Annotated in this window: 20 protein-coding genes and 1 tRNA gene; 13 read left to right on the forward strand and 8 right to left on the reverse strand. The window is 66.8% G+C overall.

Annotated features, from left to right (window positions below):
- Positions 1-6 precede the first annotated feature (6 nt).
- Together IEY68_RS10630 and pip are read left to right on the forward strand one after the other, a co-directional pair.
- Complete coding sequence (locus tag IEY68_RS10630) at positions 7-663, forward strand: ADP-ribosyltransferase domain-containing protein (protein WP_058854232.1); 657 nt, start codon at positions 7-9, stop codon at positions 661-663.
- A gap of 69 nt (positions 664-732) precedes the next feature.
- Positions 733-1,704, forward strand: a complete 972-nt coding sequence (pip, locus tag IEY68_RS10635) for a prolyl aminopeptidase (protein ID WP_229718702.1) — start codon at positions 733-735, stop codon at positions 1,702-1,704.
- 388 nt (positions 1,705-2,092) lie between these two features.
- Here the strand turns inward: pip and IEY68_RS10640 are convergent, their stop codons facing one another.
- The 4 genes from IEY68_RS10640 to IEY68_RS10655 all read right to left on the reverse strand — a co-directional run bounded on the left by IEY68_RS10640 (position 2,093) and on the right by IEY68_RS10655 (position 5,307).
- On the reverse strand, positions 2,093-2,299 hold the full coding sequence (locus IEY68_RS10640; RefSeq protein ID WP_058854230.1) for a hypothetical protein: 207 nt from the start codon (positions 2,297-2,299) through the stop codon (positions 2,093-2,095).
- Between the two features lie 479 nt (positions 2,300-2,778).
- Positions 2,779-3,978, reverse strand: a complete 1,200-nt coding sequence (locus IEY68_RS10645) for a GNAT family protein (protein ID WP_189094201.1) — start codon at positions 3,976-3,978, stop codon at positions 2,779-2,781.
- Between the two features lie 313 nt (positions 3,979-4,291).
- Complete coding sequence (locus IEY68_RS10650) at positions 4,292-4,810, reverse strand: DinB family protein (RefSeq protein WP_058854227.1); 519 nt, start codon at positions 4,808-4,810, stop codon at positions 4,292-4,294.
- Between the two features lie 423 nt (positions 4,811-5,233).
- Positions 5,234-5,307, reverse strand: a tRNA-Ile gene (locus IEY68_RS10655).
- Between the two features lie 278 nt (positions 5,308-5,585).
- Here IEY68_RS10655 and IEY68_RS10660 point away from each other — a divergent pair.
- Positions 5,586-6,329, forward strand: a complete 744-nt coding sequence (locus IEY68_RS10660) for an SDR family NAD(P)-dependent oxidoreductase (protein WP_058854226.1) — start codon at positions 5,586-5,588, stop codon at positions 6,327-6,329.
- A gap of 16 nt (positions 6,330-6,345) precedes the next feature.
- Positions 6,346-7,329 (forward strand): saccharopine dehydrogenase family protein, encoded by a 984-nt coding sequence (locus tag IEY68_RS10665; protein WP_058854225.1) that lies wholly within the window; start codon positions 6,346-6,348, stop codon positions 7,327-7,329.
- A 124-nt stretch (positions 7,330-7,453) separates the two neighbouring features.
- Here the strand turns inward: IEY68_RS10665 and IEY68_RS10670 are convergent, their stop codons facing one another.
- A complete protein-coding gene (locus tag IEY68_RS10670; RefSeq protein WP_058854224.1) occupies positions 7,454-8,290 on the reverse strand; it encodes a helix-turn-helix transcriptional regulator in 837 nt (278 codons plus the stop codon).
- Positions 8,291-8,525: 235 nt separating this feature from the next.
- On the opposite strand from IEY68_RS10670, the gene IEY68_RS10675 reads away from it, so the two are divergent.
- Positions 8,526-8,972, forward strand: a complete 447-nt coding sequence (locus IEY68_RS10675) for a nitroreductase family deazaflavin-dependent oxidoreductase (RefSeq protein WP_058854223.1) — start codon at positions 8,526-8,528, stop codon at positions 8,970-8,972.
- Between the two features lie 520 nt (positions 8,973-9,492).
- On the opposite strand, the gene IEY68_RS10680 is transcribed toward IEY68_RS10675, so the two are convergent.
- The gene (locus tag IEY68_RS10680) at positions 9,493-9,792 is read right to left on the reverse strand and encodes a hypothetical protein (RefSeq protein WP_199804906.1); all 300 of its coding nucleotides are present in this window, start codon (positions 9,790-9,792) and stop codon (positions 9,493-9,495) included.
- Between the two features lie 288 nt (positions 9,793-10,080).
- Between IEY68_RS10680 and IEY68_RS10685 the strand changes: the two genes are divergently transcribed.
- Both IEY68_RS10685 and IEY68_RS10690 read left to right on the forward strand, forming a co-directional pair.
- On the forward strand, positions 10,081-10,599 hold the full coding sequence (locus tag IEY68_RS10685; RefSeq protein ID WP_058854264.1) for a UCP032817 domain-containing protein: 519 nt from the start codon (positions 10,081-10,083) through the stop codon (positions 10,597-10,599).
- Positions 10,600-10,725: 126 nt separating this feature from the next.
- Entirely contained in the window at positions 10,726-11,400 is a 675-nt protein-coding gene (locus tag IEY68_RS10690) for a VTT domain-containing protein (protein WP_082681242.1), read from the forward strand.
- A gap of 24 nt (positions 11,401-11,424) precedes the next feature.
- On the opposite strand, the gene IEY68_RS10695 is transcribed toward IEY68_RS10690, so the two are convergent.
- Complete coding sequence (locus tag IEY68_RS10695) at positions 11,425-12,960, reverse strand: aldehyde dehydrogenase family protein (RefSeq protein ID WP_058854221.1); 1,536 nt, start codon at positions 12,958-12,960, stop codon at positions 11,425-11,427.
- Between the two features lie 219 nt (positions 12,961-13,179).
- On the opposite strand from IEY68_RS10695, the gene IEY68_RS10700 reads away from it, so the two are divergent.
- The 6 genes from IEY68_RS10700 (at position 13,180) to IEY68_RS10725 (ending at position 18,366) form a co-directional block, all read left to right on the forward strand.
- A complete protein-coding gene (locus IEY68_RS10700) occupies positions 13,180-13,638 on the forward strand; it encodes a hypothetical protein (RefSeq protein WP_058854220.1) in 459 nt (152 codons plus the stop codon).
- Positions 13,638-14,111, forward strand: coding sequence for a Zn-ribbon domain-containing OB-fold protein (locus tag IEY68_RS10705; RefSeq protein WP_058854219.1), 474 nt, complete (start codon positions 13,638-13,640; stop codon positions 14,109-14,111). The genes IEY68_RS10700 and IEY68_RS10705 overlap by 1 nt, the downstream gene beginning before the upstream one ends.
- A complete protein-coding gene (locus IEY68_RS10710) occupies positions 14,104-15,174 on the forward strand; it encodes a thiolase family protein (RefSeq protein WP_058854218.1) in 1,071 nt (356 codons plus the stop codon). The genes IEY68_RS10705 and IEY68_RS10710 overlap by 8 nt, the downstream gene beginning before the upstream one ends.
- A complete protein-coding gene (locus IEY68_RS10715; protein WP_082681241.1) occupies positions 15,171-16,325 on the forward strand; it encodes a thiolase family protein in 1,155 nt (384 codons plus the stop codon). The genes IEY68_RS10710 and IEY68_RS10715 overlap by 4 nt, the downstream gene beginning before the upstream one ends.
- Before the next feature lie 132 nt (positions 16,326-16,457).
- Positions 16,458-17,657 carry a thiolase C-terminal domain-containing protein gene (locus IEY68_RS10720; RefSeq protein WP_058854217.1) on the forward strand — a complete coding sequence of 400 codons (1,200 nt, stop codon included), beginning with the start codon at positions 16,458-16,460 and terminating at the stop codon, positions 17,655-17,657.
- Between the two features lie 10 nt (positions 17,658-17,667).
- Complete coding sequence (locus IEY68_RS10725; RefSeq protein ID WP_229718703.1) at positions 17,668-18,366, forward strand: TetR/AcrR family transcriptional regulator; 699 nt, start codon at positions 17,668-17,670, stop codon at positions 18,364-18,366.
- Positions 18,367-18,441: 75 nt separating this feature from the next.
- Here the strand turns inward: IEY68_RS10725 and argS are convergent, their stop codons facing one another.
- Positions 18,442-20,211, reverse strand: a complete 1,770-nt coding sequence (gene argS, locus IEY68_RS10730) for an arginine--tRNA ligase (RefSeq protein WP_229718704.1) — start codon at positions 20,209-20,211, stop codon at positions 18,442-18,444.
- Positions 20,212-20,298: the final 87 nt, after the last annotated feature.

A 20,298-nucleotide genomic window follows, 5' to 3' on the forward strand; every position in this document is an offset into this window, starting at 1 on the left:
CAGGGAATGAGTACCGGTGCGGCCGGGATGAGCAGGAAGGGCGCCGAATTCGTCCGCGAATCGGAGCAGCTGCCCGACGCCGACCGCCTCGGCGATGGTGTCGTGTCGAAGTCGAACTCCTCCACAACCGAATCCGGCCCCGCCCATCCATCGGCGCAGGGGAACAGACGAGACGAGAACCCGAGCACCGAATCTTCGAGGATCACAGACCGCGATATCGGTGTCATACAGAAAATGACGGCCGGGACAGATCTCTTCGAAAGAATCGGCAGGGGGCTCAGGTCAGGGAACCTCAGCCCCTCCGACCGGGCCTTCGTCGAAGAACTCCGCACAGCCATAGCAAAGCTGCGCAGCTACTCCGGGACAGTGTTCCGCGGCGCGCACCTCTACCTGGACGCACTGGCGCGCTATCAGAAGGGCAGCATCGTCACAGAGCCGGCCTTCACCAGCACGAGCAAGCGCAAAAGTGGCGCCTTCGGCGGAAATACGCACTTCAAGATCCGGTCCAGCACCGGAAAGGTTCTGGGTAGATATTCTGCCAAACCGCACGAGAAGGAGGTGATCTTTCCGCCCGGCACACGATTCGAAGTCGTCGACGTGAAGTACAACAAGCATTGGCGCAGAACGGATATCGAATTGGTGGACCGTGGTATCGCCGGGTAGGCCGCCCCACGAGGCACCGGACTACCGCCCGGATATCTCGGTGGCGACAGCGCACTACCGTTGGGCACCGTGACCACTTCCGGAGCGCGACAGCCCTTTCCCGAAATCGAACCGTACGATTCGGGTCTGCTCGATGTCGGTGCCGATAATCGGATCTACTGGGAAACCAGTGGAAACCCGGACGGCAGGCCCGCGCTGGTGGTCCACGGCGGGCCGGGCAGCGGCGGCCGCCGCGGCGCGCGCACTCTGTTCGATCCGGATGTGTTCCGGATCGTCCTGTTCGATCAGCGTGGCTGCGGCGAAAGCCTGCCGCACGCATCGGATCCGGCGGTCGATATGCGGAACAACACCACCGCACATCTGCTGACGGATATGGAATCGCTGCGCGAGCATCTCGGTATCGACCGGTGGCTGCTCTACGGCGGCTCATGGGGGTCGACCCTGATCCTCGCCTACGCCGAACGTCATCCGGAGCGGGTCACCGGGATCGTGCTCGCCGGTGTCACCACGACCCGCCCACAGGAGATCGACTGGCTCTACCGCGGCCTGCGGTTGCTGCTACCGGCCGAATGGGAGCGGTTCCGTGGCGGCGCCCCGGGCACCGCCCCGGACGGGAATCCCGTAGAGGCCTATCGGCAGCTGATGGAGGACCCGGATCCTGAGGTGCGCGCAGCCGCGGCCCGGGAGTGGTGCGCGTGGGAGGACGCGGTGATCGCACACGAAACCCTCGGCGCGCCGGGCCAGTACAGCACGAAACCGGATGCGGCACGACTGGCGTTCGTCCGGATCTGCACCCACTACTTCGCGCACGCCGCCTGGCTCGAAGACGGGCAGTTGCTGTGTGACGCCCACCGCCTCGCCGCCATACCGGGGGTACTCATCCACGGCCGCCTCGACCTGTCCGCACCATTGCGCACAGCGTGGGAACTCTCACGCGCCTGGTCCGGCGCCGAACTACGGATCATCGAGGACTCGGGGCATACCGGCAGCCCCGAACTGTCGGCGAGCATCCTCGACGCGATCGCCCGCTTCGCCACCTGAATCCGGCCGTGACCGCATCCGCACCGAGCACGGCTCGTACGTGCCCTCCTGGTCATCGCGCTCAGCAGCGTACTCGCCCGGGCCGATATCGCCGACCGCTGATTCCGACCGGGAGATCAGCCGACTACGGCCTTTTGTGCAGTGCGGACAAAGACGCATTATCTATTTGTGCCACGTGCCCATATATTCGGTAATTCCTAGTGAGTCCATTGCGCATAAGAATCGAGCCGGAAGGTTTCTTCGACCCGGTTCCGAATTGGTGAACACTCGCACCCGCCGTCGCCACAGGCGTCCCCCACGAGAAACGTGAACAATCACTCCTGGATGTTCGACAGCCGAGTGTGCCCGAACCTCTCACGAGGTTCGGGCACACTACCCGATCCGGTCGTCAGGACTCGAGCGACGCGACAACACAGGCCAGGAACTGGCTGTAACCAGCGGATTCCATCATGCACTGGTCGGCGACGACATCGAGATCGACACGGGGCGGAGCGGCATCGCTGCGCTGCGCGGAGGCCGCGCCCGCCGAAATCATGACAGCAGCGGAGGCTGCCACCACGGGAAGACCGACGAATTTCACAACGGTACTGAACATGTTATTTCCCTTCGGGAACGGTCACCGGTGACGGCTGCGCACTCGGTGTCGGTGTGGTCTCCAAGATGTGGCATTGTCGCGCACAATTTGTCCACCGCAGAATATGTTATCCCCGGGGGACTATTTCGGCAGGACGAGAAATTCCCACCGCTGACCGGACCTCGTTCCCGGCCGCGCGCGTTTCAGCCGGACGCCCCCGAATCCGCCGGACCGCTGTGCCGACAGCGCAGCCTCGAACCCGGTACCGCGGACGGCCACATCTACGCCGATCGAGCCCTCAGGCGAGACATCGCCGGTCACCGCTCGACGAAGCTCGGTCAAGGCATCCCGCAGCTCTCGTGGACGCTTCGGTTCCGCTGGACTCGTCGAGAATGCGGCGGGACACCGCCACGGCTGCCGGCCCTGAATCTCCGTCCGTCCAGGAGATAGCGGAGTCGATGCCCGGCCGGCGGCGGCCGCCCCGAGCCGCCACGAGATATTCACAGATAGCGGACGCCGTGCCATACGGAATCCTTCATGATCCGCTCACCCAGATCGCGCGCATCACCGGTGAGCGCAGCGAGTTCCGCCGGAGTCGGGATGGTCTCGCTGTTCACCTGAAGCCGACCGCGATAGTCCTCCAGCAGACTCTTGTCGGCGGACGAAATCGTCCCGCTGTCGACGACGGCGTCGAGACGGGTCCGGATATTCGCCAGGGACGCGGCGAGCAGATCGCGGCGCGAGTTCCACTGATAGCCTTCCTTCGCCCAGACCAGCCCGCCGTCGTCTTCGGTTTTCACCTCGATACGGGCCACTCCGCAACGCCGGTAGTACTCCTCGAGTGACGCGGACAGCGAGCGTGCGAATCCCTGCTTCCGATACCCTTCCTTCAGCCGCATACTTTCGTTGCACACCACCAGATCTCCTCGGCTGTCCCGGCGGAAGCTTCGGAACACAGCCCCCGCATGGGCACCGTCGTCGGCGACGATTTCCGCATCCAAGTAGAGTTTTTCTTCACCGAAGTCATTGGTATCGAGCCCCAGGGATACTCGTTTCAGCCGATAGGGACCGAACCGGCGTTCCAGCCCGGCCACGGCAGCTGTCAGCGCGGTATGGTCCATCGATCGCGAATAGGCCCCGTCCACCAGTTCACCGAGCGGAGACAGGTCCGACAGGTCGGTGATCGGGTGCCGTGGTACCCGATCGAGATCTGCACGCCGTGCACGGTCCGCGCCGAACGGCACGGAATAGACTTTCACGGCGGATGTCACGTCGTTGTCGACCTGACTGCGCGCGATCCCGGTGATCACACCCGAGTAGTTCCGCAGTTCGTGTTCGAAACCCGCCGACCACTTATACATCCGCCGGGTCAGCAGCGCGCCGTGCTGTTCGAGCAGCCGACTGGGCGACTGCTCGAACAGATCACCGGACGCCGGCCCGCGGCTCACCCCGATCATCGTCCGCACGGTCCGGGGCATTGCCCCGCCAGGCGGCGGCGAACGAGAAGGCGCGACGGTAACCGGTGTACGGAGCGATCGTTCACTTCGCCTCCAGTGGATATCGTTGTCGGCGAGCCGGGCGCTGTTCTCCTCGATCGCCCGGTGCGTCGTGGTGGGCTGCAGTCCGAGCGGATCATGAAGAGTCGTTCTGCAAAGGCTAATGCGGGTACGAAGTCGAAGGTATGTCTCGACGGGCCACAATCCGGACCGGGGTCAGTGCATTGTGCACACCTGTGTCCAGGTCACGACCGAACTCGGCTATACCGCGCGAGGACCGGAGTACCGCCCGGCCGGAAAAGACATCCCCCGCGCCTGACCGGGCCGATCACCGTAACGACAGCTCTCGCCCGTCGAAACCCGGTGTCACCCGCCGGCGCGGTCGCCGGCGGCCGAACCGGTCACGCACGGCGGTCGGCTCGATGAGCGCGAATCGCGGGCGCTCGCGGCACGGCTCGGCGTCACCGCCTGACCCCTGCCAGGGTGTGCAGCGGGCCGGCGTGACTGAACCATTCGACTACGGCTGTTCGGGAATATCGGTCAGCGGCGTGGAATGCTCGATTTGCTCGCGGAGGATGTCACCGTGGCCGGCGTGACGCGCGAAATCCTCGCTCAGCAGCAGGTAGATGAACCGCAGGTTGACGTCGCCGACGCGGGGGTGTGTCTTGATATCGTCGAGGTCGAAGTCGGCGGCGACCACGCGGGAACGCTCACTGGCGCGCTCGAATTCAGCGATCACATCCGCCAATGTCTCGTTGTCGCCGACCACGAAACTGGCGTCGCCCCCCGCCGTGCCACCGCCACATTCGCTCTCGGGCAGGCCCGCCAGGACGTGCTGGAACCAGATCCGTTCGGCGACCGCGGCATGCTTGAGCAGCCCGATCGGGGTGGTCCGCGACGCAACGAGACGGTAGCGAGCCTGATCGTCGGACAGACCGCGCACCGTATGGATCAATTCGGTGCGATTGCGGTCGAGCATGCACTCGAGCAGGTGGCGTTCGGCGCCGGTGGTGATCTGCGGTATCGACCATGTCATTGTCGGCTCGATTCTGTCGGTCGGTTCGGATCTTCATGTCGTACTCGGGCGGCAGGTCTTTCAGGTCTTTCACCTCGTCGGCGGACCGACGCGGGCGTTGTGCCCTCTCAGGCGTGGGATCGACGTTCCGGCGGCGGCCGCCGTCGGGCGTGGACGGATGATTTCCCGTATCGGGTGGCCGAGTGTACGAGAGCTTGTGCACGGAAGTAGGAGAGTTCGTCGAGCGTGCTGACCTCGACCGGTCGCTCGCTGAGTGCGCGGTTGCCAGCCTCGAGTCGCAAGATCCGCGCGTCGCGGGGGTTCGGGATGTCACCGTCCTCTGACACCGCGCGCAAGCGTTGCTCGAATCGTACCCGAGAGCAGCGTCGTCCCGGACCAACCCGGCTGTCGAGTTGAGCGTTTCCGCTGGTAGAACCCTATTTGTGGGGCGGGTGGGGCTCGAACCCACGACCAATGGATTATGAGTCCACGGCTCTAACCGACTGAGCTACCGCCCCTCGCAGCGACCTGGGGCCGCAAGTTCCGGATGGTACCCGTTCGGAAAGGTGAGGGCCAACCGCTCCGGCGAGTTGTGCGCGGCGGGCAGGCAGCACGGTGGGGCGCCGCTGCCCGGGGCGTGCCTGGGTGTGGCGCACCCGGGCAAACGCACCCTTCTCCCGATCTCGCGTTCGGCGTTGACTCGGTTCGAACCGACAAATCCGCAGGGTCGGGGAGGCCGCCGGTGGGATACACAGGTGAGAACCCCGGCCACCGCGACGCGAGAAAGTAGACATACATGTCCGTCGTCATCATCACCGGAGGTAGCCGCGGTATCGGAGCGGCTACCGCAGTCGAATGCGCCGCGCGCGGTATGGGCGTGATCCTCACCTACAACAACAATCCCGGCTCCGCCGACCGCGTCGTCGCCACGATCGCCGAATCCGGCGGCACCGCGGTCGCGTTGAAACTGGATGTGGCCGACGTTTCTTCCTTCCCGGCTTTTCGCGACGCCGTCCGGCAGGCACTGGACACCACCTGGCATCGCACCGATTTCGAATACCTGGTCAATAATGCGGGTTACGGCATGTATCACCCGTTCACGACTGTGACCGTGGAAGAGTTCGACGGGTTGTTCGATGTGCATTTGAAGGGTCCGTTCTTCCTCACTCAGACGCTGCTTCCGGTGATGGCGGACGGTGGTCAGATCGTCAATATGGTGAGTGCGACATCCCGGGTCGCGACCGCCGGGGTGGCGCCCTACGCCAGCTTCAAGGGTGGTTTGCAGGTGTTGACCCGCTATCTGGCCGAAGAACTCGGCGATCGGCGGATCAGGGCCAATTCGGTCGCGCCGGGGGCCATCCGCACCGAGCTCGGTGGTGGGTTGAACGACGAGTTCGAGGCGCTGCTGGCCGGTCGGACCGCGTTGGGCCGGGTGGGCGAACCCGAGGATGTCGCCGGGGTGGTCGCGAATCTGCTCTCCGAGGGCAGCGGCTGGATCAACGCGCAATCGATCGAAGTGGCCGGCGGCTACAACATCTGACAGGAGGGAACATCGCATGGCTGCACTCATGGTCTACGGAGCGACCGGCTACACCGGCCGGATGACTGCCGAATATGCCGTGGCGGCGGGATCGGAGGTGATTCTCGGTGGGCGCGACGAAGCACGGGTGGCGGCGCTCGCCGCGGAACTCGGCACCGGATATCGCGGCTTCGGGCTCGACGAAAAGGACAGAACCGCGGATGCCCTGGCGGATATCGATGTGCTGCTGAACTGTGCGGGCCCCTTCGCCCGGACCGCCGAGCCCTTGATGACGGCCGCCGTCCGCACTGGTACGCACTACCTGGATATCGCCGCCGAACTCGACAGCTACCACCTGGCCGAAGCACTCGACGAAGAGGCTACGGCGGCGGGTGTGCTGTTACTGCCGGGCAGCGGCGGTAGCGTCGCCATGCTCGGATGCCTCGCCGGCCGCGCGGCCGAAGGAATGGACGGGATCCGCAGTATCGCTATCGCGCTCCATATCGCCGGCGGTATGTCACGCGGATCGGCGGTGAGCGCGGCCGAAGGCTTGACGACGCGGTGCCTGCGACGGGTCGCCGGAGAACTCGTGCCACACGACCCGGAACAGCCGCGCGACTTCGACTTCGGTGCCGGGCCCGTGGCCTGTTTCCCGACGACACTGCCCGATCTGGTCACTCTCTGGCGCGCGACGAAGGCACCGGATATCGGCACCTACGTGCATGTATCGGGCGACGCCTTCCCGGAGGGAGATCCGGCACTGCTGCCGGAGGGCCCCACCGCCGCGGAGCGGCGGCGCGCCCGATACCAGGCTTCGGTGGAAGTGGCCGGCGCGGACGGCTCGGTCGTCAGATCGGTCCTGGACACGGTGAACGGCTACACATTCACGCCCATGGCCGCAGCGGAGGCCGCGCGCCGGGTGCTGGACGGCGAACACCGTCCGGGTTTCCACACACCGGCGGAGCTCTTCGGCAACGGATTCGTCGAAACCATCGCCGACAGCCGGATCGTGACGCTGTGATCGCAGCACCTGGACCGAGCGAAGGGCCAGGCCTCGATACGGAGCCGGGCGGCGCACCACCACGGACCGGATCTTCACCCGGCTGTCGGAATGGGTCGACGAGGTCAGGACTCGATGAGGACGCTCAGGTGGCGGCCCCACGACGAGTGACGTGGAGGGCGCCCAGTAGCGCCAAGGCGTCGGCGCTGGGCGAATCCGCGGCCGCGGTCGCCACGGTGAGCTGCTGGCCGGGGGCACTGCGGACGTCGAAAGTCTGGTAGTTCAGGTGGAGCAGGCCCACATCGGGATGGTGGATCGACTTCCGCGTCATGGTCAGACCCGCGACGGTCTGGTCGTCCCACAGACCACGGAACGCGGAGCTGCCCCCGTACAGGCCCGACACCAGATCGCTCACCTCCGGATGGGGCGGGACGAAGCCGTGCGCCAACCGGAGCGCGCTGACGGCCGCGCGGGCGACATCGTCCCAGTTGAGGTAGTAGTCGCGTGCCGCCTTGTCGAGGAAGATCGTACGGAGGACATTGCCGTCCCCCTGCACGGGCGCGATCAGGGCCGCAGCGGTGGGGTTGGCCGCGAGGACACGGAAGGCGGCATTGGTCACATAGGCCGCCGCGTGCGGGAAGGCATCCATGGTCTGCAGCAGTTCGGGGGCGACCATTTCCTCGGTGCGCCGCACGCTGGGGGTGAGCTTGGCGAGCCGGAAAACGTGCTCGCGGGCGTCCGGCGCCAACCGGAGCGCCTCACACAGAGCGTCGACGACCTGGGCGGACGGCGCGCGCTCGCGCCCCTGCTCCAGCCGCGTGTAGTAGTCCGCGCTGACACCGGCGAGGACGGCGACCTCCTCCCTGCGCAGACCGGGGACGCGCCGACCACCCACGATGGGAAGTCCCGTCTCGGCAGGAGTCACCTTGGCACGCTGAGCACGCAGAAACCGGCCCAGCGGGTTACTCGACACATCCACCATGAGAGCGACGTTACCGCCGCCCGGGCTACCGCGGCGATACCTGTTCCTGGGTGCGGTACTCCCTCTCACAGATCTTTCCGGGCGCCGCGCCCGTTCCCCGGATCGTGCGGGTCCGGGAAGGAGCGGCTGCCCGGCCGGACGGCGAGGGCGCCGGCCCGGTCGCTCGTCGCCGCGGCGGCGCCTGTCCCGGCGGCTCGATAGGGTGAGATCGTCGACCCAGCACAAAGGAGGGCGTGTGGCCGGGCTGTTCGTACGGGCGTTGCAGGCACATCAGTGGTTGTACGAGAAGAGCGGCGGGCTGGTGGGGCATCGGCTGCTGTTCGGGAATCCGACCCTGCTGCTGCGGACCGTGGGACGTAAGACGGGGCTGGAGCGGACGTCCGCGCTGACCTACGCCGAGGATGGGGCCGATTATCTGGTTACCGCGTCCAACGGCGGGTCGCCGCGGCCGCCGGGGTGGTTGGCGAATCTGAAAGCGCGGCCGGAGTGCGAGATCCAAGTCGGGCGGCGCGCGTTTCCGGTTCGGGCCCGAGCCACTCTGCCCGACGATCCGGAGTACGCGCGCCGCTGGGGGTTGGTGGACGCTGTGAATCATGGCCGGTACAGCGAGTACCAGAAGAAGACGAAGCGTCCGATTGCGGTGGTGGTGCTATCGCCCGCGAATGCGGGTCAGTCGGAGTAGCTCTCCGAGCCGACCCGCGCCCGCTCTCTCCGGGGGCGCAGGTCCTCCGGCGGGCGGCTGGCGAGATGAACTACGGAGGCAACAAGAATCAGGATTGCGAGCACTACCAATGCGGTAACCACGGCACGCACAGTAACGATCGCAAGATGGCGCCGCATCCGAGAACGGTCTACGGCGTGTCCGGCGGATCCCGTTCAGCGAGCAGCGAATACGATCCATTTCGGTTTCTTCCGTCACATCACGCATCCGCCGAATATTTTGGGGCCTACAGCGAATCCACTCGATACAGTGTGAAACCATTGAGTTTCAACATATACCAAATTGGTATAAATCGGACGCGCCGAAAACCTTCCGGGACATCCGGTTCGGCGGGCGAAGTCTCAGTCGGCAATCGACGGGGAGTGCACTCTCACAATCCGCTTCGGCTCATTCACTCGAAATGTTACACGCAACTTCAGGTTACAGCCAACAGTCGGACGGTACCCGGACGGTGCGATTCGGGCGCTCACCGGCGGACCGGTCAGCTACCGCCTCCTCCTCCACCGCCACAACCCCCTCCGCCGCCGCCTCCCCCACAACTGCTGCCGCCTCCGCCACAGCTACTACCGGACGAACCGCTGTCGCCGGAACCGCCACCGCCCGAACCACCGTCGGCGAACCAGACACCGCCGGACGAGGCGTATCCGCCTCGCCGCCGCGCCCGCGTCCGCGCACCGCCGCGCGGCGAACTCGTTTTGACGATCACCAGCACGATCCCCACGACCACTGCGACGCAGCCCACCCCGAACGCCAGCAGAATGATCAACGGTGCCAGATCCATTACTCAACGGTACCGGGGAGAACAATTTGACACAGAGCGTTTTTCGCCGGAAACCGTCACATGGGCCACCTGGTCCGGCAGCGCGCTGCTCACCTTTTTCTTCCACATCCTCGGCACCGGCCCGCTCATCGCCGAACCCGCGATCCCGGTCGCCACCGCCTGCGCGGGAACAGGGCACGCATCTGCTCGCCGAGGGACCAGGGCGTGCCGGGAGGTGTCCTGCCCGTCCGCGGGCCGGAAGTTTGATGGATGAACACGCCCGGCGAGTGTGGGCGGAATAATGGCGAGGTGTTCACTTTCACCCGGCCCCGGCGCCACCGCGGTATCGACCCCGCCGCAGTGGAGCGCGCGGTCGGCGAACTCGAACTCCCCGAGGCCGTCTACAAGACCTGCCCTTGGGAACCGCGGGAACTCGTCGCCACCGGGCTGCGGCAATGGCTACGCTGCTGCGGTGCGGCGATGGCCGACGACCAGGTGATCGGGATGCCGTCACACGCGGTCGACGAGGCATGGCACGGCCTGATCCTGTGCACCCGGCGGTACGGGCGGTTCTGCGAGAGCGCCTACGGGCGGTTCCTGCACCACTATCCGGACGGCGACGCTGCCACGCCGAGCACCGAGCAGGGCGATATGGCGGGCCGACTGGGCCGCACGGTCGTGGCCTGGTCGCTGGTGGCGCGGCCGGGTGAGGAGTGCGTGCTGTGGGATCTGGATTCCCGGCTGGGACTGGAGCGACCCTGGGGGATCCCCGCGGAGCGCGTGGCGGCAATCGAGGAAACTCTGCGGCGGCAAACCGTCGACCACTGAGCGGCTACCCATTCGCTATATATTCACTAATCGGGCAATCCGGATGAACCCGACGGACTCTGCTGCGGTATCTTCGGCTGGGTGAGTTACTCAGCCGTCGCAGCGGCCACCACCGAACTTGCCCTGATGCCGGGTTTTCTGGACCCGGTGAATCTGCTCAACTCCTTCGGCACCTGGGTGCTACTGGGCCTGCTCGTCGTGGTGTTCATCGAGTCGGGCCTGTTGTTCCCGCTACTGCCCGGTGATTCGCTGCTGTTCACGGCGGGGCTCATCGCGGCCTCGAAATCGGCGGAAATCGAGCCCTTCGCACCGATCGGGGTGCTACTGGTGCTGATCCCGCTGGCGGCCATCGCGGGCGATCAGGTGGGGTACCTGATCGGCACCAAGGGCGGGACAGCGTTGTTCAAGAACGACGACGCGAAGATCTTGAAGAAGTCCTATATCGACGAATCACACGCGTTCTTCGAGAAGCACGGGCCGATCACCATCGTGCTGGCTCGGTTCGTACCGATCGTGCGGACCTACGCGCCGCTGGTGGCGGGCGCGGCCAAGATGAAGTACTCGGTGTTCCTCACCTACAACGTCGTCGGCGGTGTGCTCTGGGGCGCGGGGGTCACGATGCTGGGCTTCCTGCTCGGCCAGATCGCGATCGTGCGCGACAATGTCGACCTGATCTTCCTGCTCATCGTGGCCGTCTCGGTACTGCCGATCGTGTGGGAGGTCGTCAAGCGCTATCGGTCCGGCCGCGGGAAGTCCCCGGCCGTGGGCGACGACGAACCGGCCGACCACCCGGCCGCCTGACGGTGCGGGCGGCCGGGGCACCGGTCAGCGCACCAGCCGGCGCAGGATCTTGTTACCGAACAGGGTACCGATGGTCTTCTCCAGCGTGGCGGCGGTGGCCTCGCTGTAGGGGTACCAGATGTTCTCCTTCTTCAGGCCCCAGCGGTCCAGCAGTACCGGCTGCGGGTGGGCGAAGCCGCGCAGCGCGTCGCGCCCGTTGACCAGCCCCAGTCCGCTGTCCTTGCGGCCGCCGAAGGGCGCCTCGGCGACGCCGTAGATCACCGACGCGTCGTTCTGTACGACCGACCCGGTTTTCAGCTGTTTGGCCAGCCGCAGAACCTTGGCCTTGTCCTTGGTGAACACGCTGCCACTGAGGCCGTACTGGCAGTCGTTGGCCATTCTCACGGCCTCTTCCTCGTCCCGGACGCGCATGATCGCGACGATCGGGCCGAAGGTCTCCTGCTGCATGATGTCCATATCGTGGGTGACGTCCACGACGACCGTCGGCTTGAAGAACACGCCCTCGGCGGTATCGGATTCGCCGCCGAGCAGGATGGTGGCACCCTTGGCCTTGGCGTCCTCGACATGCTTCTCGACGATCTCGAGCTGCCGGTCCCAGAACAGCGGGCCGACATCCTTGCCGACGGCACCATAGGTGACCTCGGCGGCACGTTTGCGCACCTCTTCGATGAACCGGTCGGCGATGCTCTCGACCACGTAGATCCGCTCGACCCCGACACAGACCTGACCGGTGTTGAACATCGACAGGTACACCGCGCCGAGCGAGGCCCGATCGAGGTCGGCGTCGGCGCAGACGATCATCGCGTCCTTGCCGCCGAGTTCGAGGGTGACGGGGATCAACCGGCTCGCGCAGGCGGCGGCGATCTTCTTGCCGGTGGCGACACTGCCGGTGAACGAGATCTTGTCGATATCCCCGTCGACCAGCGCCGCGCCGGTTTCGCCGTCGCCGTGCACGACCTGCAGGACATCCGCGGGGACACCTGCCTCGTGCAGCACCTTGACCGCCCATTCACCCGAATGCGGGGTGACCTCGGACGGTTTGAGGACCACCGAGTTACCGGCCAGCAGGGCCTGTGCGATCGGGTTCAGCGAGAGGATGAACGGGCCGTTCCACGGCGTGATCACCCCGACCACACCGAGCGGCTGATAGTTGATGACGAGTTTCTTCAGCGGCAGCATGTAGCCGTGCAGGCGGCGCTTCTCGTCGGCGAGGTCCTTGGGTGCGCGGCCGCTCCAGTAGTTCAGGAAGTCGCAGGCCGGCACCATTTCCACGGCCAGCGCCTCGACCCGGGGTTTACCGGTCTCCTGCATCACCGTTTCGACGATCTCGTCGCGGCGGGCCAGCAGTACCGATACCGCGTCGCGAATGATCGCGGCACGCTCGGCGATCGGCCGGGCGGCCCAGCCGGGCTGCGCGGCGCGCGCCGTGGCCAGCACCGCGGCCACATCGTCGGCCGTGCTCACCTCGATCTCGCCGACGCGTTCACGAGTAGCGGGGCTGCGCAGCTCGAGCCGCCGGCGTCCCTCGGCGGTCGGCTCCAGCTGTTCAACGATGGCCATGGTGATCTCTCCTCACCGGAGGAATTGGAACAGGTTCTACTTTAATCCGGAGCTTACGTCATGCCCGCGGGCAACGCACCAAGGATCGCCCCGACGCTCCGGACTTCCTACGATGGATCTATCGAACGATTCAATCAAGTGATTGACACAGGCCGCTGAGGGGGACACGATCGAAACGCGGTCCAGTGCCGGACCGCGCACCCGATCGGCAGGAGACCGATGACAGCCGAGCCCTCGGACGCGAGCCTCACCGCGCCCTACAGCATCGAATTCCCGTACAACAGAACTGTCGGCGAGAAGATCGGTACGTTCCTCGGCGGTCTGCGCGACGGTGAGCTGTACGGGGTGCGCACCGCCTCCGGTGCGGCGCTCTGCCCCGCCCTCGAGTTCGATCCGGCCACCGCCGCCCCCACCGGTGAATTGGTCCGGCTGACGCCTTCGGGCACCGTCACGAACTGGACCTGGGTTCCCACCCGGCCGGGCGACGATATCGAGGCCGACCATTTCGCCTGGGCGCTGATCGCCATCGACGGCACCGAGGGCGCGCTGTTCCATGCCGTCGATACCGGCGGCGACCCGTCCCGCCTCACCGCGGGCCTGCGGGTGGCACCCCGCTGGCGTGCCGAACGGGTGGGCAGTATCCGCGATATCGTCTGCTTCGAACCGGTGGAGGCGTGATGAGCGGCCTGCCCACCCCCGTGGAATCGTTCACCAGCCCGCACAAGGTGGATTACACCTTCGTCGCCGGAACCGGCCGGTCGGCGTTCCTGCGCGGGCTGAAGAGGCGTCGGCTGCTGGCCCGGCGCTGCCCGGCCTGCGACCGCGTCTATCTGCCCGCACCGGAGTTCTGCTCCCGCTGCCTCGCCGAACTCTGCGCACCGTTCGAACTCGGCGGCACCGGCGTGGTGAAAACGTTCTGCGTGGTGAACTTTCCGTTCCCCGGCCAGATGATCGACCCGCCGTACCTGGTCGCCTACATCCAGGTGGACGGCGCGGACACCACGCTCATGCACCTGGTTCGTGATGTCGAACCGGCCGATGTGCATATCGGCCTGCGGGTGGAACCGGTGTGGTGCGCCGAAGAGGACCTGGACACATCCATGAACAGCATCCGCTACTACCGGCCGGTCGCAGGAGGTTCCGATGCGTGATATCGCGGTGGTGGCATTCGCGCAGTCGCCGGGGACATCGGCCGACCGGCAGGACGATATGGCCGAGATCCTGCTGCCGGTCATGCGCGAAGCACTCGGAACGGCGGGTATAGATCGCAGCGAGGTCGATTTCTGGGCCTCGGGCAGCCACGATTTCCACGAGGGCCGGACCTTCGCCTACATCGAATCGCTCGACGCGGTGGGCGCGTGGCCGCCGATCTCGGAATCACATGTCGAGATGGACGCGGCCTGGGCCGCCTACGAGGCGTGGTCGTGGCTGCAGCTCGGCGAGGGCGAGATCGCGGTGGTCTACGGCGTCGGACGCGGATCGCTGGCCGACGATCTCGATCAGGTGACCGCCACCCAGCTCGACCCCTACTTCCTGGCCCCACTGCGGCCGCATCAGGACGCGCTCGCCGCCCTCCAGGCACAGGCGCTGGTCGCCGCCGGGGCGCTCGACGAGAAGCAGATGGCCGAGGTGGTGGTCCGGGCCCGGGCCGCCGCGGTGGGCAATCCGGGCGCACAGGTGTCCGGGGAGGTCACGGTCGACGAGCTACTGGCCGCCCCGTATCTGGCGTCACCGCTACGCGAACACGATCGCGGACCGATCGGCGATGCCGCCGCGGTGATCGTGCTCGCGGCCGGTGATACCGCGCGCCGGTTGGCGCGGCGCCCGGCTTGGCTGCGCGGCGCCGACCATCGGATGGATTCGCACTATCCGGGCACCCGCGATCTGACCCGGGTCGACACGGTGACACTGGCGGCGGAAAAAGCGGCCGTTCAGGCAGGTTTCACGGCCCGCGAGGTCCAGATCGCCGAACTGCACACCGAGTACAGCTACCAGGAACCACTACTGGCACAGGCACTCGAATTGTCCGGAGCCATCGTCAATCCCAGCGGTGGGCCGCTGGTCGCCCGGCCCACGACCGCCACCGGCCTGATCCGGATCGGTGCCGCGGCACAGCACATCCTGACCGGTCGCGCGGACCGCACGCTGGCGCACGCCACCAGCGGGCCCGCGCTCCAGCAGAACATGATCTGCCTATTGGAGGGAGACCGGTGAAACTCGCGGTCGTCGGAATCGGACAGAGCAAACAGGCAAAGAAGCGCAAGGTCACCATTGGTGCGATGGTGCGCGAAGCCGTCGACGAGGCAATGGCCGACGCCGAACTGGAATTCGGTGATATCGACGCGATCGTGCTGTCGAAGACCCCCGACCTGTTCGACGGCGTGATGAACCCCGAGCTGTATCTGGCCGACGCCATGGGTGCGCGCGGACTGCCGGTGACCCGGGTGTTCACCGGCGGCAGTGTCGGTGGGCACGCCGCGATCTACGGCGCCCACCTGGTACAGGCCGGGCTGGCGCGGCGGGTGCTGGTGGTCGCGTACTCGAAGGAGTCCGAGGGTGATTTCACCTGGGCGCTCTCACGGGGACTGCCGTTCAGCGCACAGCTGGGCGCCGGCGCGGGTGCGCATTTCGCGCCGGTGATCCGGGAATACATCCGCCGCTCCGAAGCGCCCGAGCACATCGGCTGGCAGATCGCGGTGAACCACCGGCTCAATGCCACCCGCAACCCGTACGCGCATCTACAACTGCCGGATATCACCGTCGAGCAGGTGCGCGAATCCCGGATGCTGTGGGATCCGATCCGTTTCCTGGAATCGTGCCCGTCCTCCGACGGTTCGTGCGCGGTGGTGATCACCGGCGAGGACGACGCGAACCACACCGGCCGGCCCCCGGCCTGGATCCACGGTATGGCGTGGCGCACCGAGACCGGGCATTTCGCGGGACGCGACGAAGTGAACCCCGAGGCCGGACGGCAGTGCGCCGCCGAGGCCTACCGGCAGGCCGGTATCACCGATCCGGCCGGCGAGATCGATACCGCCGAGCTCTACATCCCCTACAGCTGGTTCGAACCGATCTGGCTGGAGAACGTGGGTCTGGCCGAGGTCGGCTCGGGCTGGAAGGTGGTGGATTCGGGCCGCACCGCCTTCGGCGGAGATCTTCCGATCAACCCCTCCGGAGGTGTGCTATCCGGAAACCCAACGGGCGCAACGGGTCTGCTGCGGTTCGCGGAGGCGGCCATGCAGGTGCGGGGCACCGCGGGCGAGCATCAGGTCCCGGACGCGCGCCGGGCCATCGGGCACGCCATGGGCGGGGCCGCGCAGTTCCACGCACTGTGGGTGGTCGGGTCCGAACCACCGGAGTCCTGATGCGATACCTCCGCCGACGCCGCGGCCTCCGCGGACCGCACGCAACAGATTCGAAGGAGAGACCCTGATGCGATATCTCCGCCTTCGCTGCGGCCTCCGCAGATCACAGGTATCAGCTTCTAAGGAGAGCTTATGACCGAGCGGGTGTACGTCGCCGGTGTCGGGATGACGAAATTCGAGAAGATCCAGTCCCGGGACTGGACTTATCCGGAGATGGTCGCGGAAGCGACCGGCCAGGCGCTCGCCGACGCCGGAGTGTCCTACGACCAGGTGCAACGCGCGGCGGTCGGCTACGTCTTCCAGCCGTCCGCAGCGGGTCAGCGGGCGCTCTACGAAATCGGGCTCACCGGTATCCCCGTGGTGAACGTGAACAACAATTGCGCCACCGGATCCACCGCACTGGTCCTGGCCCGCGAATGGGTGCAGGCCGGGCTGGCCGATATCGTGCTCGCGGTCGGATTCGAGCAGATGACCAAACAGGCGATGGCCGGTGACGGCACCATCCCGAAGGTCACCACGGTCGACTGGCATATGGACGCGCTGAAGGCCGCCGCCGGATTCAGCGGCGCCCCGATGACCGCCCAGTTCTTCGGCGCCGCGGCCGCCGAACACATGTTGCGATACGGGACGACCCGGGAACAACTCGCCCAGGTCGCGGTGAAGAACCACGAACACTCCACCCGCAATCCGAAAGCCCAGTTCCAGGACGCCTACACCCTCGACCAGGTACTCGGCGACAAACTCGTCTCCGATCCGCTGACCCGCTCGCAGTGCTCCCCCATGTCCGACGGCGCGGGCGCGGCAGTCCTGGTGAGCGAGCGGTACGTCCGGGAGCACGGGCTCGATCGTGCGGTACCGATCCTGGCCCAGGAGTTGGTGACCGATACCGGCGCCTCGTTCGAATCGGGTTCGATGATCGACGTGGTGGGCGCGCCCATGGCCCGGGCGGCCGGGCGGCGGGTCCTGGAAACCGCGGGGGTCGGGATCGACGATATCGACGTCCTCGAACTGCACGACTGCTTCTCCATCAACGAACTGCTCACCTACGAGGCGCTGGGCCTGTGCGGTGCGGGCGAATCCGGTGAGCTGGTCGAATCGGGCGCCACCACCTACGGCGGACGCTGGGTGGTGAACCCGTCGGGCGGGCTCATCTCGAAGGGCCATCCGCTCGGCGCCACCGGGCTCGCCCAGTGCACCGAACTGGTCACCCAGGTACGCGGGAACGCCGGGGATCGGCAGGTGGCGGGCGCACAGCTGGGACTCGCCCATAATCTCGGTCTCGGCGGAGCCTGCGTGGTGACCCTGTACGGGGCACCGGGCACGGTCTCCTAGAGTTTCGATCATGACGCGAGCCCGGGCGAAGGCGATGGACGAGGTGCCGCCGCCTGCCGTCCCGGCCTCGTCCGGGCCGGATCCGGCCGACGATCCGGCCCTACCGACCGATCAACGCCTGGTCCTGGCCGCCGAACGGCTTTTCGCCGAACGCGGGATCGACGCGGTATCCCTGCGTTCGGTGATGGCGGAGGCCGGCGCGAACGTCGCATCGGTCCATTATCATTTCGGCTCCAAGGACGCGCTGGTCGAAGCGCTGATCAGCAGGCGCAGCGAACAATTGCACACCCGCCGCGCCGAACTGCTCGACGCGGTCGAGGCCTCCGGTACGCCGGATGCCCGCGCCCTCGCCGACGCCTTCGTCCGCCCGGTCGGTGAACTCGCCGCCACGGGTGGGACTCCGTGGATCCGCCTGGTCGCGGGCATCATGAGCGGTAATCACCCCGCCCTGGCCCGGTTGACCGAGGGGTTCGCCCCACAGGCCCAGCGCTTCAATGCCCTGCTGGAGCAGATCGCTCCGGAAACCGCGCCCCGCACGCGGCGCTTCCGGCTCACCCAGGCGATGAACCTGACCTTCCAGACCCTCGGCGACCCGGACGGTCTGCGGGGCATGCTCGCGCTCAGCGGAACCCGGCTCTCCGCCGGTGAACTACTCACCGAACTGATCGATACGGTCACCGCGATCCTCACCGGCCCTCCGGACCGATGAGAATCGCGGGTGGCCGTGCGGACCTGCCTCGCCGAACGGACGCCCGCCCCGACCCCCGGGCCAGTGGCGGCCGGTTCAGAGACGCTGTGGTGCGGCGATACCGAGCAGATCCAGACCCTGGGCCAGGGTGCGTGCAGCCAAGTGGCACAGCGCGATCCGGTTGCCGCGCACGGGTTCCGGGGCTACCAGCACCGGACAGGAGTCGTAGAACGCGGTGAACGCGCGCGCCAGGTCGTAGAGATAGCCGGCCAGGCGGTGCGGTTCGAGGGTCGCGGCGACCTCGTCGAGGACAGTCGCACAACCATCCAGTGCCAGCGCGAGTTCGCGCTCCGCGGGCTCCAGGGGCACCGCCGCTTCGACCACCGCCGCGGTCGATTCACCCGCACGCCGCAGGATCGAGCGGATACGGGCGTGCGCGTACTGCAAGTACACGCCGGTGTTGCCGTTGAACGCCGTCATCCGCACCGGATCGAAGGAATAATCCTTGACCCGTGAGGTCGACAGGTCCGCGTATTTCACCGCACCGATCCCGGCCTGCTCGGCGATCGAGTCCAGCTCGTGTGCGGGCAGATCCGGGTTCTTCTCGGCGACCACGGCGCGGGCTCCGGCAACAGCGTCGTCGAGCAGATCCATCAGGCGCACAGTGCCACCGGCCCGCGTCTTGAACGGCTTTCCATCGGGACCGAGAATCGTGCCGTAGGAGACATGATCGACCCCGATCGTGTCGGTGAGCCAGCCCGCCCGCCGGGCCGCCTCGAAGACCAGCCGGAAGTGCAGCGACTGCCGGGAATCGGTCACGTAGAGGAGGCGGTCGGCGCGCAGCTCGGTGATCCGGTAGCGGATGGCGGCGAGATCGGTGCTGTCGTAACCGTAGCCACCGTCGCTCTTGCGGACCATCAGCACCGCTGGTTCGCCATCTGGACCGGTGACCTGTTCGGAGAGGACGACGACCGCGCCGTCACTGTCCACCGCGACGCCTTTGCTCACGAGTTCGTCGACGGTGTCGGCGAGCATCTCGTTGTAGAACGATTCCCCGACATAGTCGTCCGGGGTGAGCAGCACACCGAGCCGGGCGTAGATGGCCCCGAACGCCTTCTCCGATTCCGCGACGATATCCCGCCACCGCGCCACAGTGTCCGCATCGCCGCGCTGTAGCGCCACCACCCGGGTACGGGCCCGGTCGGCGAATTCGCCGTCGGCGTCGAAACGAGCGCGCGCGGCCTTGTACAGGGCGTCGAGTGCTGAGACCGCACTGGTCGCCGAGTCGATCTCCGCGGTATGCCAGCGCAGCTCGGGGTGTTCGTCCAGATACTGGATGAGCATGCCGAACTGGGTGCCCCAATCGCCGAGGTGGTTGACCCGGACGACATCGGCGCCACGGAACCCGAACACCCGCGCGAGGCTGTCACCGATGATCGTGGTGCGCAGATGGCCGACGTGCATCTCCTTGGCCACGTTCGGCGCGGAATAGTCGATCACCACCCGCCGGCCGGTCTCGGGGGCGCCCATTCCGAGCCGGTCATCGGCCAGCCTGGCCGCGACCTGCTCCCATATCGTGTGGTCGGCCAGGTCGATGTTCAGGAACCCGGGCCCGCTGCGTTCGACCGCGGCGAGGGCCGAACCATCGGCGAGGCCGAGTTCCGCGGCGATGGCCGCGGCCAACTCGGCCGGGGCCGTCCGGGATTTCCTCGCCAGCCGAAGCGCCGCGTCGGCCTGGAAATCGGCGCGCTCGGATCGGCGCACCGCCGGGTCGGCTCCGGCGAATTCCGGTCGGACTCGGACCATCGCCTCGGATACGGCAATGCGAACTAGTCCGAGCAGCGGCACGACACCAGTGGAGGGCACCCGAGATCCTTTCGTGGGAGGGAAAGGCTCAGTATCGCAGCACCACTCGTTCAGCACGGGGTACCGAATCGCCGTTTCCGGCTCGCA

Source organism: Nocardia jinanensis, assembly GCF_014645735.1.
GTDB lineage: Bacteria > Actinomycetota > Actinomycetes > Mycobacteriales > Mycobacteriaceae > Nocardia > Nocardia jinanensis.

Bases quoted from the DNA above. Each gene is read 5' to 3' on its own strand.
- IEY68_RS10630 (WP_058854232.1), top strand. From the start codon at position 7: ATGAGTACCGGTGCGGCCGGGATGAGCAGGAAGGGCGCCGAATTCGTC.
- IEY68_RS10640 (WP_058854230.1), bottom strand. From the start codon at position 2,299: ATGTTCAGTACCGTTGTGAAATTCGTCGGTCTTCCCGTGGTGGCAGCC.
- IEY68_RS10650 (WP_058854227.1), bottom strand. From the start codon at position 4,810: ATGACATGGTCGATACCGCAGATCACCACCGGCGCCGAACGCCACCTG.
- IEY68_RS10660 (WP_058854226.1), top strand. From the start codon at position 5,586: ATGTCCGTCGTCATCATCACCGGAGGTAGCCGCGGTATCGGAGCGGCT.
- IEY68_RS10665 (WP_058854225.1), top strand. From the start codon at position 6,346: ATGGCTGCACTCATGGTCTACGGAGCGACCGGCTACACCGGCCGGATG.
- IEY68_RS10670 (WP_058854224.1), bottom strand. From the start codon at position 8,290: ATGGTGGATGTGTCGAGTAACCCGCTGGGCCGGTTTCTGCGTGCTCAG.
- IEY68_RS10680 (WP_199804906.1), bottom strand. From the start codon at position 9,792: ATGGATCTGGCACCGTTGATCATTCTGCTGGCGTTCGGGGTGGGCTGC.
- IEY68_RS10690 (WP_082681242.1), top strand. From the start codon at position 10,726: ATGCCGGGTTTTCTGGACCCGGTGAATCTGCTCAACTCCTTCGGCACC.
- IEY68_RS10695 (WP_058854221.1), bottom strand. From the start codon at position 12,960: ATGGCCATCGTTGAACAGCTGGAGCCGACCGCCGAGGGACGCCGGCGG.
- IEY68_RS10700 (WP_058854220.1), top strand. From the start codon at position 13,180: ATGACAGCCGAGCCCTCGGACGCGAGCCTCACCGCGCCCTACAGCATC.
- IEY68_RS10705 (WP_058854219.1), top strand. From the start codon at position 13,638: ATGAGCGGCCTGCCCACCCCCGTGGAATCGTTCACCAGCCCGCACAAG.
- IEY68_RS10710 (WP_058854218.1), top strand. From the start codon at position 14,104: ATGCGTGATATCGCGGTGGTGGCATTCGCGCAGTCGCCGGGGACATCG.
- IEY68_RS10720 (WP_058854217.1), top strand. From the start codon at position 16,458: ATGACCGAGCGGGTGTACGTCGCCGGTGTCGGGATGACGAAATTCGAG.
- IEY68_RS10725 (WP_229718703.1), top strand. From the start codon at position 17,668: ATGACGCGAGCCCGGGCGAAGGCGATGGACGAGGTGCCGCCGCCTGCC.